Here is an 18542-nt window from a genome sequence, read left to right as displayed (position 1 = left end):
GGCGATATTTCGCCCCTTTTTATTAACAATAATAAATATTATTTTCCGTTAAAAAGTTTGGGAATTTCCCGCAGACACCAGGATTTCGCTTCCCCCATACTGTCACGACGCCAGGCCATAATAATATCGATCTCGCTGGTCGATTCCGGGCTGACGACACGCAACCGCCCTTCCGCAATATCTTTTTCGACCATAGGATACGGCATCGTCGCCACGCCAAGCCCCGCCAGTAATGCCTGACGTTTATCTTCAATCGTGCTCACCGTTAAGCGCGGCTGTTTGTCCAGCAGCTGTACGGTCAACACCGGGCGCTCACGAGCGGTATCCGCCACCGCAATTCCACGATATTTCACACGCGTCACTTCAGATAACGGTTCCGGCTCCTGATGAATCGGGTGATCAGGCGCGGCAACGTAGACGTTCATTAACGTATAGAGCTTGCGCGAGTTGATCTCCGACGAGGAACGAAAATGCATATCCGGCGCGATAACAATATCCGCCCGCCCCTGCTCCAGCCGTTCCCACGCCCCCGCCAGCACTTCTGTGATGATTGCCAGTTGGGTATTGGCTTTTGCCGCCAGTTTGTCGATTAACGGGAAAAAGGCAGGTGTCGGTACCAGCGCTTCGGTCACAATGGTGAGATGCGTTTCCCAACCGCGCGCGAGAGCTTCCGCATCAGTAGTCAGTTTATCTGCGGCTTCCAGCAAAACGCGCCCTCGCTCCAACAACATCCTCCCGACATTGGTGAATTTGGTACGATGGCCCGAGCGGTCAAACAGCACCACATCCAGCTCTTCTTCCAGTTTTTGCATGGTGTAGCTAAGTGCGGAAGGCACGCGTCCCAGCTCATCCGCCGCCGCCGCAAAACTGCCCCGGCGATCGATCGCATCCATAACCCGTAGTGCTTCCAGCGTTAATGCCCTTTCTTTGGCCATTTCGTTCTCATTCAGGAAATTTGAACATACCGGGCAGAATATCTGGCTAACAATGTAGCGTCCAGCCCCTTACCATAAAAGGAAGTAAAGAGAGGTCAAGAATTATGATTACTACCCGAACTGCCAGGCAGTGTGGACAAGCAGACTACGGATGGTTGCAGGCCCGGTATACTTTTTCCTTTGGACACTACTTCGACCCGAAATTGTTAGGCTATGCCTCCCTGCGTGTGCTTAACCAGGAAGTGCTGGCCCCAGGTGCCGCCTTTCAGCCGCGAACCTATCCCAAAGTCGATATTTTAAATGTGATTCTGGATGGAGAAGCAGAGTATCGCGATAGCGAAGGCAATCATGTTCAGGCCAGCGCCGGAGAGGCGTTGCTGCTCTCTACCCAGCCGGGTGTCAGCTATAGCGAACACAATCTCAGCAAAGACAAACCGTTAACGCGAATGCAGCTTTGGCTGGACGCCTGCCCGCAGCGAGAGAATCCGCTGATTCAAAAGCTGGCGCTTAATATGGGCAAGCAGCAATTAATCGCCTCGCCAGAGGGTGCGATGGGAAGCCTGCAATTACGCCAGCAAGTGTGGCTGCACCATATCGTGCTCGACAAAGGCGAAAGTGCGAATTTCCAGTTGCATGGGCCACGCGCGTATTTGCAATCGATTCACGGGAAATTTCATGCGCTTACGCATCATGAAGAGAAAGCGGCGCTGACCTGCGGTGATGGGGCGTTTATTCGTGACGAGGCTAACATTACGCTGGTTGCCGATTCCCCACTGCGCGCTTTGCTGATAGATTTGCCTGTCTAGTTGTTTTTACAGGGAGATGATGATGAGTAAAAAATTGGCCAAAAAGCGCCAGCCGGTGAAGCCCGTGGTGGCGAAAGAACCTGCTCGCACCGCCAAAAATTTTGGCTATGAAGAGATGTTGAGCGAGCTGGAAGCTATCGTCGCGGATGCTGAAACGCGTTTAGCCGAGGATGAAGCTACCGCGTAAAGACAGGTTGCCGGATGCGGCGAAAACGCCTTATCCGGCCTACAAAATCCAACAACATTAACGAATTAAACAACCCGTAGGCCGGACAAGATGCGCCAGCATCGCATCCGGCACGATCCCCAAAACCTGGCGTTTATCTGGCCTTGCTCGCCATAATCTCGATAATCTGCCGATCCGTTTGCTGCATCGAATGGCTTGCTAACGCACACAGGTTGGCAATCGACTGCTCAACATCATGCGCCACAATCCCTTCATTGCCGGTCACGGCGGTATCATCCAGCGCCATTAACACCGCTTTCCACGCAGCCGAAGCACTGGTCGAAACCTTCATCGCGCAGCTGTTCGACGCACCATCGCAAATCATGCCGCTGACATCGCCGATCATACTGCTGATCGCCATCGAGATGGTTTCATAACGCCCATCCACCAGCCATGCCATCCCGGCGGCGGCCCCCATTGCTGCGGTCGTTGCGGCACACAGCGCAGACAAACGCGGTAACTGGTTATGGATGTAAATTGCGCTCAAATGCGAAAGCATCAGCGCACGCGCCAGCCGTTCATCATCCGCTCCGAAGTGTTCTGCTACCACCACCACAGGCATTGTTGCGGTAATCCCCTGGTTACCCGAGCCGGAGTTACTCATAGCCGGAAGCGTAGCGCCGCCCATACGCGCATCGGATGCCGCGCTGGTACGAATCACAATGGATGAAGAGAGATCTTTCGCCAGCAAACCGCGCTCGCACTGTTTTTCCAGCGTCGCGCCAATATGCAGCCCCCACTTACCGCTCAAACCTTCCTGCGATAACGCACAATTTAGCTTCGCGGAATCGAGAATAAAGCGGATCGCCGCAAACGGGACTTCATTGACGAACTTCAGGATCTCAGCCAGCGTCGTTCTGGAAAGCACCGTCAGCGGAGACTCTTGCTCGCCCTCTGCCACACACGCCTGCTGGGTAAACACCACACCATCGTGCGTCTCGATATGCACAATGTTGGTATGCCCGCCGACGATGGTGACACACGCCCACTTCTCACCGTTCCAGACTTTGGCGCGTGAGAAGAGGATTTCATCGCAAGGTTCCTGGATCTTAACGGAGACTTTCCCCGCCGCCAGCAGTGCTTTGGCATCGGCAATTGCCTGCGCTGTTGCGTCTTTCAGCACTTCCAGCCCGGCGTTGGCATTTCCACCTAACGCCCCCAGCGCCGCCGCAATCGGCAGCCCCACCATTCCCGTGCCGGGAACGGTGACGCCCAGACCGTTCTTCATCAGATTTGGCGAAACCCAGGCTTCTACACGTTCAACCGGACCTTCCAGTTCTGCCGCAGCAACCGCCGCCGCCAGCGCCAGTGAAATCGGTTCAGTACATCCCAGCGCCGGTTTTACTTCCTCCTGAACGGCGAGGATGTAACGCTGCCATAACGGATTTAAAGTCGAATCAAACATATTAAAAACCTTAAAATTTCAGGTAAATCAAGAAAATGCCAGGAACGGAGAAACACACAGCAACAAACCAGTGACGATAATCAGGTACAGAGACATCCCTTTGTATTTGTGCAATGCTGGTACTTTGTAAACCAGCCACGCCGGGATCAGGCACCCTACCATGCCGAAAATCGGGCTACAGATAGAGGTGAAGCTCAACACCGGTGCGTTCAGTACGATGGCGCTCCAGGCCAGCAAAATGGCGAAAATCATGATGCCGCGCTGAACGAGATTTTCGTTAATCTTCTCGGCAGGCATCTTGCGACGCAGGATGTTCATTACGATCCCTTGCGTTGCTTCGCGAAAGCCTAAATAGACGCCAAAGAATGCAGTCATGACAGCAAAGATATTGAGAATGACGCTGACCACTTTCACCCACGCTGCGCCGTCACCGCTAATAAACTGTGCGGCAATCGCCAGCGCGGAAATATTCTGCTCATAGGCTTTTACCGCTTCGTCATGTCCCATCGCCAGCGTGAACGACACGGCGTAGAAAAAGACGGTGACAAACAAAATGCCAAACGCGATATTCATTGCCCGCAATGCTTTATGCCGCGCCACTTCAATTGATTTTTCCCGCGAGCGATAAGAGATCACCATCGGACTTAACGTCTGGATAAACAGAATCGACGTCAGGGTAAACGGCAGCGTAATAATGGCGTTTTTCACCAGCAGCCCCAGCGGCGGTAGCGAACCGACGTTATACAGATGCCACATTCCCACCATCGACACGCCCAGCGCCGCGACCACCAGCAGCTTGGTCAGCACCATGCCGGTCGAAATTTTGAATAACAATTTCTCGCCGCGTGAGGAGATCGCCACCAGAATGCAAATCAGTACCAGACCATAAAAGGGACTGTCTGACAGCAACCCTTCCGTCACGCCGAAGGTATGCAGGTAGGAAGCACTATCGTTGGTGATGGCGGTGGAATAGACGAACATCCAAATCACCAGCATTACGAAATAGAGCGCACCTAACAGGATGCCCCAGTTTTTACCTAAATAACCGCTAATGACGCTCGGGTAATCTTTACATTCTGGTGATTCTGCCAGCGTATTAATAAACAATCGCTGAAACAGATACATTGCCGGGTAACCAATCACCGATGAGAGCAAAAATACCCACAATCCCATCAAACCGACCTGCACCGGGAGAAAAACAATCCCCGCGCCAATCGCCATCCCGATACTCATAATCACCCAGCCGGTGTCAGTACTGTCGAATTTGATCGCTTCTCGCCACTCGCTCTCACTCATTCCAGCACGACCCGCCGGGGTCGAAGCGTCTGCAATGACGCCTTTATTCGATGCAATTTCCATAATTTCTCGCTCAATATTTTGTAGGGCTTATTATTTTTTTCCGAGCCGCATCAAGGCGATATGCGGTCTACGTTTTTGCAGGCGAGTTATTAGAATAAAGAAATGATACGCGCGAGGTCAGAGAAAATCTTCACAATCAAGACTTTGAAATAACGGAGATGGATAAGAATTTTCTACTAAATTAATCGCAGGAGAATATTCATTCTCTATTTGCGGCAGATCACAAAAAAAAGGTGCACATTTGTGCACCCAAGGATGAAAGCTGACAGCAATGTCAGCCGCAGACCACTTTAATGGCCAGTCCTCCGCGTGATGTTTCGCGGTATTTATCGTTCATATCTTTGCCGGTTTCATACATCGTCTCGATCACTTTATCGAGTGAAACACGCGGTGCCGAGGTGCGGCGCATCGCCATCCGCGCGGCGTTTACTGCTTTCACGGCATTAATGGCATTACGTTCAATGCACGGGATTTGTACCTGTCCGGCAACCGGATCGCAGGTCAGCCCAAGGTTATGCTCCATCGCGATTTCCGCCGCATTGCATACCTGCGCCGGACTGCCGCCCAGTAGTTCAGTTAACCCTGCCGCCGCCATTGAACAGGCCACGCCAATCTCCCCCTGACAGCCGACTTCCGCGCCAGAGATGGAGGCGTTCATTTTATACAGCGCGCCAATAGCCCCCGCGGCCAGAAAATAGCGGGCAATTGACCGCTCGTTTACCGGACGACGGAACTTATCGTAATAAGCCAGTACTGCCGGAATAATGCCGCACGCACCGTTAGTCGGTGCCGTTACCACGCGCCCGCCAGCTGCGTTTTCTTCACTAACCGCCAGCGCGTACATGTTGATCCAGTCGATGACATTCATCGGATCGTTAGAGATGTTATCGCTGGAAACCAGCTGACGACGCAGCGCTACGGCACGGCGCGGCACATTGAGCGGACCAGGCAGCACGCCTTCAGTGTTCATCCCACGTTCAATACCGTCATGCATCACTTGCCAGATACGGGCAAAACCGGCGTCAATTTCCGCTTTGCTGCGCAGCGCTAGCTCGTTGTGCATCATCAGACCAGATATAGACAGGCCGTTGTAATCACACATTTTCAGCAGTTCACCTGCTGAGTGGAAATCGTAAGGTACGGACGTTTCGACATCGTGCGACAGGCCGAAGTGTTCTTCTTCGACAATAAACCCGCCGCCGACAGAGTAATAGGTTTTACTTAATAGCTCTTCCTGTCCCTTCCAGGCAGTGATCCGCATTCCGTTCTCATGGCGAGGCAACATTTCGGGATGGAAGATAATGTTCTTTGCTACAGGAAAATCAACAATATGCGCACCAGATGCCACTGGCAGCCGCCCGCTGCGCGTTACTAACTCTATAAATGCAGGGATCTCATCAATGACAACATCCTGCGGACTGTTTCCTGCCAGTCCCATGATGATGGCGACATCCGTGGCATGGCCTTTGCCCGTCAGTGACAACGACCCGTACAGATCGACCACAATATGGCTCGTCGCGGTTAATAAGCCGCTACTTTCCAGCCGATCAATAAAACTTTTTCCGGCATTCATTGGCCCCACGGTATGCGAACTGGAGGGACCAATCCCAATTTTGAAAATATCGAATGCACTAATCATATCCACACCCTCGGATTGCCGTTCAGTGAAGTGGAGCGGAACGACCTTACGACCGTCCCGCTCACGAGGCTTTACGCACTACGTACTGCGATGGCTTCAATTTCCAGCTTCACATCTTTCGGCAAACGCGCGACCTGCACACAGCTCCGGGTCGGATAGGTCGCCTGATGCTCATCGAAGAACTGCTTATAGACTTCGTTGATGGTGGCAAAATCATTCAGATCGGTGATAAACACGGTCATCTTGATGATATCGCCCACGCTCAGCCCGGCAGCAACCACGATCGCTTTGACGTTTTCGAGGCTTAAACGCGCCTGATCTTGCACATCAGCCGGGATCTCACCGGTCTGTGGGCAAACCGGTATTTGCCCGGAGGTGAAGACCATGCTGCCTAAATCAACGCCCTGAACATAAGGGCCGATTGCGCCTGGGGCACGTTGCGTTTCGATAATCTTTTTCATACATCCTCCGGCGTCAGAGCGCCTGGGTAAAGGTACGTGAAATAACATCCTGTTGCTGTTCACGGGTCAGTGCGTTGAAGCGCACGGCGTAGCCAGAGACACGGATTGTCAGGTTAGGATATTTTTCCGGGTGCTCGATGGCATCCAGCAGCATTTCCCGATTCATTACGTTGACGTTGAGGTGTTGACCGCCTTCGACATCCGCTTCGTGGTGGAAATACCCATCCAGCAGGCCGACAAGGTTGGTTTTACGTACTGGATCTTCTTTGCCCAGCGCCGCAGGAACGATTGAGAAGGTGTACGAGATCCCATCTTTGGCGTAGGTGAACGGCAGTTTCGCCACCGACGTCAATGAGGCCACGGCACCTTTGCGGTCACGACCATGCATCGGGTTAGCGCCCGGCGCGAACGGTGTTCCGGCGCGACGACCGTCCGGCGTATTACCGGTTTTCTGGCCGTACACCACGTTAGAAGTGATAGTCAGAATCGACTGGGTAGGGACGGCGTTGCGATAGGTTGGCAGCGCTTTAATTTTCTTCATAAAGCGTTCAACCAGGTCGCAGGCAATGCTGTCTACGCGCTCGTCGTTGTTGCCGTACTGCGGATATTCACCGTCGATTTCAAAGTCCACCGCCAGGCCGTTTTCGTCACGGATTGGTTTCACGCGGGCATATTTGATGGCAGACAGGGAGTCCGTCGCCACCGACAGGCCCGCGATGCCGCATGCCATAGTGCGATAGACATCACGATCGTGCAGCGCCATCAGCGAAGCTTCGTAGCTGTACTTGTCGTGCATGTAGTGAATGATATTCAGCGCGCTGATGTACTGCACCGCCAGCCAGTCCATGAAGTGATCGAGGCTGTCCATCACTTTGTCGTAATCCAGCACGTCGTCCATCAGCGGTGCTGTTTTCGGCCCGACCTGAATCTTCAGCTTCTCGTCCACCCCGCCGTTAATTGCGTAGAGCAGCGTTTTCGCCAGGTTAGCGCGTGCACCAAAGAACTGCATTTGCTTACCAATCACCATTGGGCTGACGCAGCAGGCAATCGCGTAATCGTCGCTGTTGAAGTCAGTACGCATCAGATCGTCATTTTCATACTGCAAGGAAGAGGTGACGATCGACACCTGCGCGGCATATTTTTTGAAGGCAATCGGTAATTCTTCCGACCAAAGAATGGTCAGGTTAGGTTCCGGTGCCGGCCCCATAGTGTGCAGGGTGTGCAAATAGCGGAAGGAGTTTTTGGTCACCAGCGTACGACCGTCCAGCCCCATCCCGCCGATCACTTCCGTCGCCCAGATTGGGTCGCCGGAGAACAGCGAATCAAATTCCGGTGTACGCAGGAAGCGTACCATACGGATCTTCATGATGAAGTGATCGATCAGTTCCTGTGCCTGCTGCTCATTGAGTACGCCAGCTTTAAAGTCGCGCTCAATGTAGATATCGAGGAACGATGCCGTGCGGCCCAGCGACATCGCGCCGCCATTTTGCGATTTCACTGCCGCCAGATAAGCGAAGTAGAGCCACTGCACCGCTTCCTGCGCATTCTGCGCCGGGCGAGAGATATCAAAGCCATATTTCGCCGCCATTTCCTGAATCTGCAACAGCGCATGACGATGCTCTGCCAGCTCCTCACGCAGACGGATGGTGGCTTCCAGATCCTCGCCTTTTTCCAGACGAGACTGGAGATCGGCAAATTGCAGTTCGCGTTCACGTACCAGATAACTGATGCCATACAGCGCTACGCGGCGATAGTCACCGATAATGCGCCCACGGCCATAGCCATCTGGTAAACCGGTCAGCACGCCAGATTTACGGCAGCGCAGCATATCCGGTGAGTAAACATCAAATACGCCCTGGTTATGGGTTTTACGCAGATCGGTAAACAGATATTCAAATTCACTGTCCATTTCTCGGCCATAGGCGTGGAATGAACTTTTAATCATATTAATGCCACCGAACGGGTGTAGCGCACGTTTCAACGGCGCATCCGTTTGCAGGCCAACAATTTTTTCCAGCGGCTGGTTAATATATCCCGCATCATGAGCGGTAATTGTGGTGGCAATATTGGTATCGAAATCAACCGGCGCGTGGGTTGCATTTTCGATACGGATGCCTTCCATTACTTTTTCCCACAATTCCGTGGTGGCAGGCGTCGCTTCGGCGAGGAAAGATTCATCGCCTTCATACGGTGTATAGTTATGTTGAATAAAATCGCGGACATTAATTTCGTTTTTCCAGTCCGTACCTTTAAAGCCAAGCCATGCGTCGGCGTACAGCTTATCGCTGGTATCAATATCTACCTTCATGAAAAATAATCTCTCTACAATACTTCAACTAAATTATGCAAATTCTGCGGGCGCGTTAACTTTGCCTAAATGAATGGCATCCAAAGCAATCATTTTTTCTTCGTTAGTCGGAATAACGGCACAAATGACACGCGCATTTTCACTGGAAACAATTCGCTCACCACAGGAGTTAGAGCGATTATTCATTTCTGTATCAATCTCTAAGCCTAATACAGCCAAATGTTCCATGACCAGACGACGAATTAAGCTTGAATTCTCTCCTATTCCGCCGGTGAATATAATTCCATCCAGGCGACGTAATGAAGCTGCGTGTCCGGCAATATGACGGGCAATTCGGTGAACAAAGGTTTTAATTGCCAGTTGCGCGCGTTCGTGACCTTCATGCCAGGCTTTTTCCAGAACACGTAAATCCGAAGAAAGACCGGAAATACCTAATAATCCCGACTCTTTATTCACTACGCGTTCCAGGTCACCCAGGCTCTGGTTGGTTTGGCTGGCGACCCAGGACATCGCACCAAAGTCGACATCGCCACTGCGGGTACCCATCATCAAGCCTTCCAGCGGCGTCATTCCCATTGAGGTATCAACACTCTGACCGTTGCGAACCGCGCAGATTGACGCGCCATTGCCAAGATGCGCCACAACCAGGCCGGAGTCATCTTCCGCCAGATTCAGCAGCGAATGTGCGCGCTGGGAAACATAGCGGTGCGACGTGCCGTGGAAACCATAACGGCGTACACCTAACTCTTCATAATATTTCCACGGCAGGCCGTATAAATAAGCTTCCGGAGCCATCGTCTGGTGGAAACTGGTATCAAATACCGCCACCTGAGTTACGCCCGGAAATAATTGCTGCGCCGATTCAATACCACTTAAATTGGCGTAATTATGCAGGGGTGCCAGTGGAGAAACGCGACGGATATTATCAATGACTTCATCGGTAATAATGGCGGACTCGGTAAAAATACTGCCGCCGTGAGCGATGCGGTGGCCAATTAAGGCCACACTGTCATTTAAATTCCGTTTTTCCAGTTCAAATGCAATTGCCTTCAATGCACCTTCGTAGCTGTGGTGAGCCAGCGGTGCTGGCTCTCCCCCATTTACGGATAAGAATGCATTTTCCGAGTTAATACCGTCGGCAATACCTGACATTAATACTTCACAGTCGCTGGCATCGAGCACGGAAAACTTAATCGAAGACGAACCACAGTTAATAACCAAAACAACCGGAAATTCATTCATCTCTTTTCTCATCCTGAGTTACGGATTAAAACAGTTTGTATACGATGTTCAGGATGGTCAGCAGACCAATCACGGTAACAAACACGTTATCCAGACGACCACGGTATTTCGCCAGAGACGGCGCTTTACGGATGGCATACATCGGCAACAGGCACAGCAGGGATGCGATAATCGGTGCGCCCATGGCTTCAATCAGGTCAAGGATGTTCGGGTTGGCGTAGGCAACAACCCAGGTGGAGCCCATGATGAAGATCATGCTGATAGTGTTCAGTTTACCCAGCGACACTTTAGTTTTGTCGCCTTTATAACCAAACTTCAGGACCAGGCCATTCAGACCTTCCAGCGTTCCCAGATAGTGACCGAAGAAAGATTTGAAGATAGCCACGAGTGCGATGATGGAAGCCGCATATTCCAGTGTAATCGCGAACGTTGTTTTGGTACCGGTCATGGACGCAAAGTGGTTAGCCAGATAAGAAAGCACTGGAATATTCTGCGCTTTGGCTTCCGCCATGTTGGCCGGAGACAGAGTAAACAGGCAGCTAAAGGCAAAGAACATCACCACTGCAACCATCAGCATGCTGGCACGAGAAATGATTTGGGAACATTTACGTTCGGTGAAGTCGCGACCGAAGTCTTTCTCATACTCTTCACGCTTAGAAACCACGAAGGAAGAGACGATTGGCGAGAAGTTAAAGGAGAAAACCATGATGGAAATCCCCAGCCAGACAGTGATCAGGATACCGTCATGACCGGTTAACGACAGCGAACCGAGGTCAACCTGGTCGATAACTGCAGAGTTCCAGTAAGGGATCAGCGACAAAGAAATCAGCACCAGGCTGGCGATAAACGGCCATACCAGGTAGCTCATCACTTTAACCATCAGATCCTTACCAAACCAGATGACGAAAGCCATCAGCAGCAACAGGAACAGCGCCACAAAGCCGCGATTCAGCGGTGCAAAGCCGAGCTGGTTTTCCCAGAACGTCATAAAGGTATTGGTAATAGTAACGCCATAAATCCACAGCAGTGGGCAAATCGCGAAGAAGTACAGGAACGTGATAACCACGCCGCCAGTTTTACCAAAATGCTCTTCCACCGTTTCCGTAATGTTGCCGGAAGGGTTAGAGCCAGAAAGACACAGACGCGCCAGCGCCCGGTGGCAATAAAACGCGATGGGGTATGCCAATACCAACATCAGAAGAATCGGGATCAGTCCGCCAAAACCTGCGCGGATAGGGAAGAACAGCACCCCGGCGCCGATTGCCGTACCAAACAAGCCTAACGTCCATGTGGTATCTGATTTACGCCAGGACGATTGTTTTGTCTGGCTGGATACAATGCTATCTGAAGTACTCATATCCTATCCTCAACGAATTAATTAAGCGTCAACGAAACCGGTGATTTGAGAGACGCGAGAAAGATCGATATTGCCGCCGGAAATAATACTGACGGTTTTTCTGTTTTGAATATATTGGTCTAATTTACCGCTTAATAATGCAGCACATGCCAGAGCGCCTGCGCCTTCGGTGACGACTTTATTGCGCTGAATTAAGGCAATCATACTGTTTCTGATTTCGTCTTCGCTGACCAGCACGATGTCATCGACTAATTCACGAACGATTTCGTAAGTTAAATTACCCGGGCGGGAGACATCACAACCATCCGCCAGGGTGCCGGTAGTTCGGTGCGTGGTTATTTCTCCGGAGTGGAAAGAAGCCGCCATGCCGTGAACGTTTTCAGACTGTACGCCAATAACACGAATGGTCGGGTTAATAGATTTAATTGCCACCGCAATACCAGCAATTAAACCGCCACCACCAATTGGCACAATCACGTTATCGACATCATAGAGATCTTCCATAATTTCCAGACCAATCGTTCCCTGGCCAGCAATCACTTTCGGATCATCGTAAGGTGGGATAAAAATACGGCCTTCCATTTCGACAATTTCGCTCACTTTAGCGATAGTGTCGTTGAAGTTATCACCATGCAGAACGACTTCTGCGGAGTAGTCGCACGTTGCCGCTACTTTGGATTTTGGCGCACCTTTTGGCATCACCACTTTACCGTCGATACCCAGCATCGCGCAGGAGAGGGAAACCCCTTGCGCATGGTTGCCCGCAGAACAGGCCACCACGCCTTTGCGTTTTTCCGCATCGGTCAGTGAACTTAATTTATTAAATGCGCCACGAATTTTAAATGAACCCGTACGCTGCATATTTTCAAACTTCAGGAATATTTCACCTTTGCAACGTTCACTAAAATAGTTGGAGCGAGGCATGCCTGTTTTATAAATTCGCCCAGCCAGTCGTTGTTTCGCTTCAATAATGTCATCAATAGCAACCGGCAGATCGTATGTAATATGCATTATAAAACCTCTTCGCCTGAATTAAATATGTAGGTAACCGTAACCGACACCTGCAAGACAGACAGGTGGATTATTTATGTTTAAATAAAAACAAATAACTAACCAACTTCTATTAATTGCCTTCGTCTACACCCATTATAAGATGAATACTCTTTGGCTAATTCCACCAAAACCGATGCTGCTTTTTTAATACGATAATTTTTCGACCATACCGCGGCATATTGTGCCACAGGTAATGTTTCTTCAACCGGAATAGTAATAAATTGATTAGAACCAAAAGGTGACGTCATATCACAAGGAATTACAGTTAAGAAATCAGCATTGAGAACAAGATTATAAATTGTCACGACTGAGTCGGTTTTAACGATGTTTTCAATACTGATGCCATTTCTTTGTAACGTAGTAAGCAGTTCGCTGTAGTACCCCATATTAGTTTGTGGCAACACCCACTGTTCGTTCTTCAACGACTCCAGCGTGGTGGTGCCGGTGCATGTTCGGGACTTACTGGCTACCAGCACAAACTCGGACTCGAACAGCGGCTCAACATGTAAATCCTGAAGCTTCATTTCTGCACTTAACGTACCAATCGCAAAATCCAGTCGACCGTCGCGGATTGCCGGTAAGAACGAAGACAGTTGCGCTTCATACATAGAAACCTGCGCTTTCGGGAACACCTCTTTGAACTTGTTGATCATCCCTGACATAAAAGTAAAACCAATCAATGAAGGAAAACCAAATGAGACTTCCACCACCGCCTCAGAAGACATACCGCTTATCTCATTAACCATATTTTTCATTTCACGGGTAATGGATTCGGAACGGGAGAGTAACAATTGACCGGCAGGTGTTAATGTTACACCGGTATTTTTCCGCACCACTAATTCCACACCAAAATAATCTTCAATATCGTTAATGATTTTACTGACGGCCGGTTGAGTTAACCCTAATTCTTTTGCAGCCGAGCCGATAGAACCACTTCTAATGACTTCCTGAAAGACTACCAGGTGCTGCGTTTTCGGAAGAAGAATAGTGCTCATAACGACCTACGTTAATTACCTCATTGACGGCATGAAGTGTATCAAAATGAAATGAACAGGATATGTGCGACCACTCACAAATTAACTTTCAATACTTTCCAGAGTATCGTTATTACAATTAAATACCTTTAAATATCAACAAGTTAAAGTATAAAAATCAGCATAAACCCTGATTTTTGTCAAAAAAAATGACGGGGATAACCATATTTTATGGCGATAACATCATTCGTTATGTGGTTAATACAAAAAAGGGGCTGAGACCATATTTCAAGCAATTACCGGATAATTACCAGGCAAAATTTGAGTTAAATTTAATGAGCAAGTTCTCAAATTTTATTATAAATAAACCATTTTCAGTGATAAATAATGCGGCATGTCACATTTTTTCACGCTATTTGTTGGAGAACAAACATTTATTTTATCAATATTTTAAAATTTCGAATACATGTATTGATCATCTCGAACAATTGATTAACGTCAACTTTTTCTCTTCTGACAGGACGTCATTTTGTGAATGCAATCGTTTTCCATAAATTCTTCTCCCCTCATAGGCGACGAATAGCATTTTGTGTTGAGGATCACAAAACGAATAATTGCTGATCGCCGCGATAAGGTCAGACAAAGACAACAAGGGAAATTTTCACAGAGCTTTTGATCGGCGTAGGCCACAGAATGTTGCTTCGTTTACTGTAACGCCGGGTAAATGAGCGTTTTTTGATAGTGCGAAAGAACCCTGCGAGGAAAATAAGCATCTATTATTGTTTGTCATGATGACAAGGCAGGCATCAATGAAAGGCTTCCCAATTGCGCATATTTTTCACCCTTCAATCCCGCCAATGCACGCAGTGGTTAACAATCACAATAGAAATATTGATTATTGGACGGTAAAAAGAAAGTTTGCAGAAATTGTCTCCACCAATGACGTTAATAAAATTTACAGTATAAGTAATGAACTGCGGAGAGTATTATCTGCAATAACTGCATTGAATTTCTATCATGGCGATGTTCCTTCTGTCATGATCCGAATCCAACCGGAAAATATGAGTCCATTCATTATAGATATTTCTACAGGAGAACATGATGATTATATCATACAAACATTAGATGTAGGCACTTTTGCACCTTTTGGTGAACAATGTACTTGCTCAGCCGTCAATAAAAAAGAGCTGGAATGTATTAAGGAGACGATTTCTAAGTATTGTGCAAAATTCACCCGAAAAGAAGCCATCTTAACCCCCCTTGTGCACTTTAATAAAACCAGCATTACTTCAGATTGTTGGCAAATTCTCTTTTTTTCACCCGATCATTTTAATAATGATTTTTATTGATTATTTATAAAGGATAAAATAATGTTCCCTGTTTCATCAATTGGTAATGATATTAGTAGTGATTTAGTCCGTCGAAAAATGAATGACCTTCCTGAAAGCCCAACAGGAAATAACCTCGAAGCACTAGCACCAGGTATAGAAAAACTAAAACAGACCTCTATTGAAATGGTCACTTTACTTAACACGTTACAACCTGGTGGAAAATGCATTATCACTGGTGATTTTCAAAAAGAATTAGCGTACTTACAAAATGTAATTCTTTATAATGTCTCGTCTCTTCGTCTGGATTTTTTAGGTTATAACGCCCAAATTATTCAACGATCGGACAATACTTGTGAACTTACCATTAATGAACCGTTAAAAAACCAGGAAATATCCACAGGTAATATCAATATTAATTGCCCATTAAAAGATATTTACAATGAAATCAGGAGGTTAAACGTAATTTTTAGTTGTGGGACTGGAGATATCGTTGATCTATCCTCTCTGGACTTACGTAATGTCGATTTAGATTATTATGATTTCACAGATAAACATATGGCTAATACTATTTTAAATCCTTTTAAATTGAATTCAACAAATTTTACTAATGCCAACATGTTTCAGGTTAATTTTGTTAGTTCAACACAAAACGCCACAATCTCCTGGGATTATTTACTAAAAATAACGCCTGTTTTAATAAGCATTAGCGATATGTATTCTGAAGAAAAAATCAAGTTTGTCGAAAGTTGTTTAAATGAGCCTGGAGACATTACCGAAGAACAATTAAAAATTATGAGATTTGCAATTATAAAATCTATACCAAGGGCAACTCTTACAGATAAATTAGAAAATGAATTAACAAAAGAAATATATAAAAGCTCATCGAAAATCATCAATTGCTTGAACAGAATTAAATTAACAGAGATGAAAGAATTCTCATCAGAAAAAATATATGATTACATCGATATAATCATTGAAGATTATGAAAATACCAAAGAAAATGCTTATCTGGTCGTCCCCCAAATTAATTATACTATGGATTTAAACATAGAAGACTCTAGCTCAGAAGAGTTACTTTCAGATAATACCCTCGAGAAAGACGAAAATTCTCCGGACAATGGCTTTGAGGTCGGGGAATATAACACATATGAAGCATATAACTCAGAGAAGCAATATTTTACCAGAGAGGACTATACGTATGATTACGACCTTTTAAATGCAATATAGACTTAATAACTTCTTACAAAGTCTATTATTAATACCGTAGATATTTATTCATCTTACCCTGTGCACCAAAAGCAAAAACTCACTGACGCGGGTTTGAAACTGATGGCAACCGCAAAAATGCCTGATGCGCTACGCTTATCAGGCCTACGCCATCTCTGCAATATATTGAATTTGCGTGCTTTTGTAGGCAGGATAAGGCGTTCACGCCGCATCCGGCATGAATAAAGCGCACTCAACAATCTGAAACCCGCCGGAACGGTTTATTACGTACATCAGGTAAAACTGACCGATAAGCCGCTTTCTTTTGGGTATAGTGTCGTGGACAGTCATTCATCTTTCTGCCCCTCCAAAAGTAAAAACCCGCCGAAGCGGGTTTTTACGTAAAACAGGTGAAACTGACCGATAAGCCGCTTTCTTTTGGGTATAGTGTCGTGGACAGTCATTCATCTTTCTGCCCCTCCAAAAGCAAAAACCCGCCGAAGCGGGTTTTTACGTAAACCAGGTGAAACTGACCGATAAGCCGCTTTCTTTTGGGTATAGCGTCGTGGACAGTCATTCATCTTTCTGCCCCTCCAAAAGCAAAAACCCGCCGAAGCGGGTTTTTACGTAAATCAGGTGAAACTGACCGATAAGCCGGGTTCTGTCGTGGACAGTCATTCATCTAGGCCAGCAATCGCTCACTGGCTCAAGCAGCCTACCCGGGTTCAGTACGGGCCGTACCTTATGAACCCCTATTTGGCCTTGCTCCGGGTGGAGTTTACCGTGCCACGGACTGTTACCAGCCGCGCGGTGCGCTCTTACCGCACCCTTTCACCCTTACCTGATCCCGCTTGCGCGGGCCATCGGCGGTTTGCTCTCTGTTGCACTGGTCGTGGGTTTCCCCCCCAGGCGTTACCTGGCACCCTGCCCTATGGAGCCCGGACTTTCCTCCCCTCCGCCCGTCTCCCCCGAAGAGGACGACGACGAAGCGGCGACTGTCTGGTCAGCTTCGGCGCGCAGTATAGAGGGTTTGCGCGCCCTTGTCACCCCGCGTTGCGCATTCCAATCGCCAGTGTCGCGGCGATATTACGTGAAGCACGGCAGATATTGTCATAAGCCCCGCGGAATGCTTCGTCCAACGTACCTATGCTGGTCAATACGCTGAAGACCGCATCAATGCCATGCTGATGTACAACGCCAACATCATCGGTCAGGCTACCCGCAATGCCAATCACCGGTTTATGGTACTTCTTCGCCACGTTTGCGACACCAATCGGTACCTTCCCGTGAATACTCTGGCTGTCAATACGCCCTTCACCGGTGATCACCAGCGTACAATCGTGAATATGTTCCTCCAGATTCAGCGCCGTAGTGACGATTTCAATACCACTTTTCAGTTCCGCACCAAGAAACGCCATTAGCGCCGCGCCCATACCACCCGCAGCTCCTGCACCGGGGACATCTTTCACATCAACATGCAGCGCTTTTTTAATGACCTCGGCATAGTGAGAGAGGTTATTGTCCAGCTCAACAATCATCGCTTCACTGGCTCCCTTTTGTGGGCCAAAGATGCGCGATGCGCCGTTATCGCCCACCAGCGGATTGGTGACATCACAAGCGACGCGAATGACGCAATCTTTTAAGCGCGGATCGAGGCCGGAAATATCAATATCATTCAGAGTATTAAGACTACCGCCGCCAAAACCAATTTCATTGCCGTTGGCGTCGCATAATTTCGCCCCCAGCGCCTGTACCATGCCTGCGCCGCCATCATTTGTAGCGCTGCCGCCAATGCCGATAATAATGTTTGTCGCACCGCTCTCCAGCGCCTGCAGGATTAACTCGCCTGTGCCGCGTGAAGTGGTCACGAGTGGATCGCGTTTTTCCGCAGGTACCAGCTCCAGCCCACTGGCCGCCGCCATTTCAATAAACGCGGTTTTGCCATCGCCGGAGATCCCCCAACTGGCATTCACTTTCTCGCCCAGCGGCCCTGTAACCCAGGCGTGACGTTCAGCCCCCTGGGTGGCTGCAATCATCGCTTCCACCGTTCCTTCGCCACCGTCGGCAACCGGAACAGAAACGTACTGTGCATCAGGAAAAATTTCCCGAAATCCTTTTTCTATCGCCTGCGCAACCTCGCTGGCAGATAAACTTTCTTTATAAGAGTCTGGGGCGATTACGATTTTCATACCTATGCCTGTTACCACATGACGCCGGAGGGCGTTTCTCTTATTCGGCCT

General features: G+C 48.6%; 16 protein-coding genes and 1 other RNA gene. 5 read left to right on the top strand and 12 right to left on the bottom strand.

The genetic code is table 11. The annotated features are described in order from the left end of the window. Positions 1–38: 38 nt before the first annotated feature. Positions 39–935 carry a DNA-binding transcriptional regulator YhaJ gene (gene yhaJ, locus KXD89_RS03060; RefSeq protein WP_001041009.1) on the bottom strand — a complete coding sequence of 299 codons (897 nt, stop codon included), beginning with the start codon at positions 933–935 and terminating at the stop codon, positions 39–41. Between the two features lie 104 nt (positions 936–1039). Here yhaJ and KXD89_RS03055 point away from each other — a divergent pair, with 104 nt between their 5' ends. Together KXD89_RS03055 and yhaL are read left to right on the top strand one after the other, a co-directional pair. Continuing rightward, complete coding sequence (locus KXD89_RS03055; RefSeq protein ID WP_000633576.1) at positions 1040–1741, top strand: pirin family protein; 702 nt, start codon at positions 1040–1042, stop codon at positions 1739–1741. Positions 1742–1763: 22 nt separating this feature from the next. After that, the gene (gene yhaL / locus KXD89_RS03050; protein ID WP_001345966.1) at positions 1764–1928 is read left to right on the top strand and encodes a protein YhaL; all 165 of its coding nucleotides are present in this window, start codon (positions 1764–1766) and stop codon (positions 1926–1928) included. A gap of 133 nt (positions 1929–2061) precedes the next feature. On the opposite strand, the gene cyuA is transcribed toward yhaL, so the two are convergent. The 9 genes from cyuA to tdcA all read right to left on the bottom strand — a co-directional run bounded on the left by cyuA (position 2062) and on the right by tdcA (position 13786). Further along, a complete protein-coding gene (gene cyuA / locus KXD89_RS03045; RefSeq protein WP_000460499.1) occupies positions 2062–3372 on the bottom strand; it encodes a cysteine desulfidase in 1311 nt (436 codons plus the stop codon). A gap of 27 nt (positions 3373–3399) precedes the next feature. After that, entirely contained in the window at positions 3400–4731 is a 1332-nt protein-coding gene (locus tag KXD89_RS03040; protein WP_000401598.1) for an amino acid permease, read from the bottom strand. Positions 4732–5005: 274 nt separating this feature from the next. Continuing rightward, positions 5006–6370 (bottom strand): L-serine ammonia-lyase, encoded by a 1365-nt coding sequence (gene tdcG, locus KXD89_RS03035; RefSeq protein ID WP_000622126.1) that lies wholly within the window; start codon positions 6368–6370, stop codon positions 5006–5008. Positions 6371–6441: 71 nt separating this feature from the next. Continuing rightward, a complete protein-coding gene (locus tag KXD89_RS03030; protein ID WP_000719990.1) occupies positions 6442–6831 on the bottom strand; it encodes an enamine/imine deaminase in 390 nt (129 codons plus the stop codon). Positions 6832–6844: 13 nt separating this feature from the next. Continuing rightward, the gene (gene tdcE, locus KXD89_RS03025; protein WP_000861734.1) at positions 6845–9139 is read right to left on the bottom strand and encodes a 2-ketobutyrate formate-lyase/pyruvate formate-lyase; all 2295 of its coding nucleotides are present in this window, start codon (positions 9137–9139) and stop codon (positions 6845–6847) included. Positions 9140–9172: 33 nt separating this feature from the next. Beyond that, on the bottom strand, positions 9173–10381 hold the full coding sequence (tdcD, locus tag KXD89_RS03020; RefSeq protein WP_001295545.1) for a propionate kinase: 1209 nt from the start codon (positions 10379–10381) through the stop codon (positions 9173–9175). A 25-nt stretch (positions 10382–10406) separates the two neighbouring features. Then, a complete protein-coding gene (tdcC, locus tag KXD89_RS03015) occupies positions 10407–11738 on the bottom strand; it encodes a threonine/serine transporter TdcC (protein WP_000107723.1) in 1332 nt (443 codons plus the stop codon). A gap of 21 nt (positions 11739–11759) precedes the next feature. Next, complete coding sequence (gene tdcB / locus KXD89_RS03010) at positions 11760–12749, bottom strand: bifunctional threonine ammonia-lyase/L-serine ammonia-lyase TdcB (protein ID WP_000548347.1); 990 nt, start codon at positions 12747–12749, stop codon at positions 11760–11762. A 98-nt stretch (positions 12750–12847) separates the two neighbouring features. Further along, the gene (gene tdcA, locus KXD89_RS03005; protein WP_000104211.1) at positions 12848–13786 is read right to left on the bottom strand and encodes a transcriptional regulator TdcA; all 939 of its coding nucleotides are present in this window, start codon (positions 13784–13786) and stop codon (positions 12848–12850) included. Between the two features lie 314 nt (positions 13787–14100). Between tdcA and tdcR the strand changes: the two genes are divergently transcribed. The 3 genes from tdcR (at position 14101) to KXD89_RS02990 (ending at position 16323) form a co-directional block, all read left to right on the top strand. After that, on the top strand, positions 14101–14319 hold the full coding sequence (gene tdcR, locus KXD89_RS03000; RefSeq protein ID WP_001301311.1) for a transcriptional activator TdcR: 219 nt from the start codon (positions 14101–14103) through the stop codon (positions 14317–14319). Positions 14320–14574: 255 nt separating this feature from the next. After that, a complete protein-coding gene (gene yhaB, locus KXD89_RS02995) occupies positions 14575–15114 on the top strand; it encodes a protein YhaB (RefSeq protein ID WP_000675733.1) in 540 nt (179 codons plus the stop codon). 21 nt (positions 15115–15135) lie between these two features. After that, complete coding sequence (locus KXD89_RS02990) at positions 15136–16323, top strand: YhaC family protein (RefSeq protein ID WP_000484600.1); 1188 nt, start codon at positions 15136–15138, stop codon at positions 16321–16323. A gap of 613 nt (positions 16324–16936) precedes the next feature. Here the strand turns inward: KXD89_RS02990 and rnpB are convergent. Both rnpB and garK read right to left on the bottom strand, forming a co-directional pair. Beyond that, positions 16937–17313: RNase P RNA component class A (gene rnpB / locus KXD89_RS02985), an RNA gene on the bottom strand. A gap of 32 nt (positions 17314–17345) precedes the next feature. Beyond that, positions 17346–18491 carry a glycerate 2-kinase gene (garK, locus tag KXD89_RS02980; RefSeq protein WP_001300387.1) on the bottom strand — a complete coding sequence of 382 codons (1146 nt, stop codon included), beginning with the start codon at positions 18489–18491 and terminating at the stop codon, positions 17346–17348. Positions 18492–18542: the final 51 nt, after the last annotated feature.

Source organism: Escherichia sp. TC-EC600-tetX4 (assembly GCF_019356055.1).
In the GTDB taxonomy this organism is placed as follows: domain Bacteria; phylum Pseudomonadota; class Gammaproteobacteria; order Enterobacterales; family Enterobacteriaceae.
Note: the sequence above shows the minus strand (reverse complement) of the source record. Positions and strands in the feature narration are given on the sequence as shown.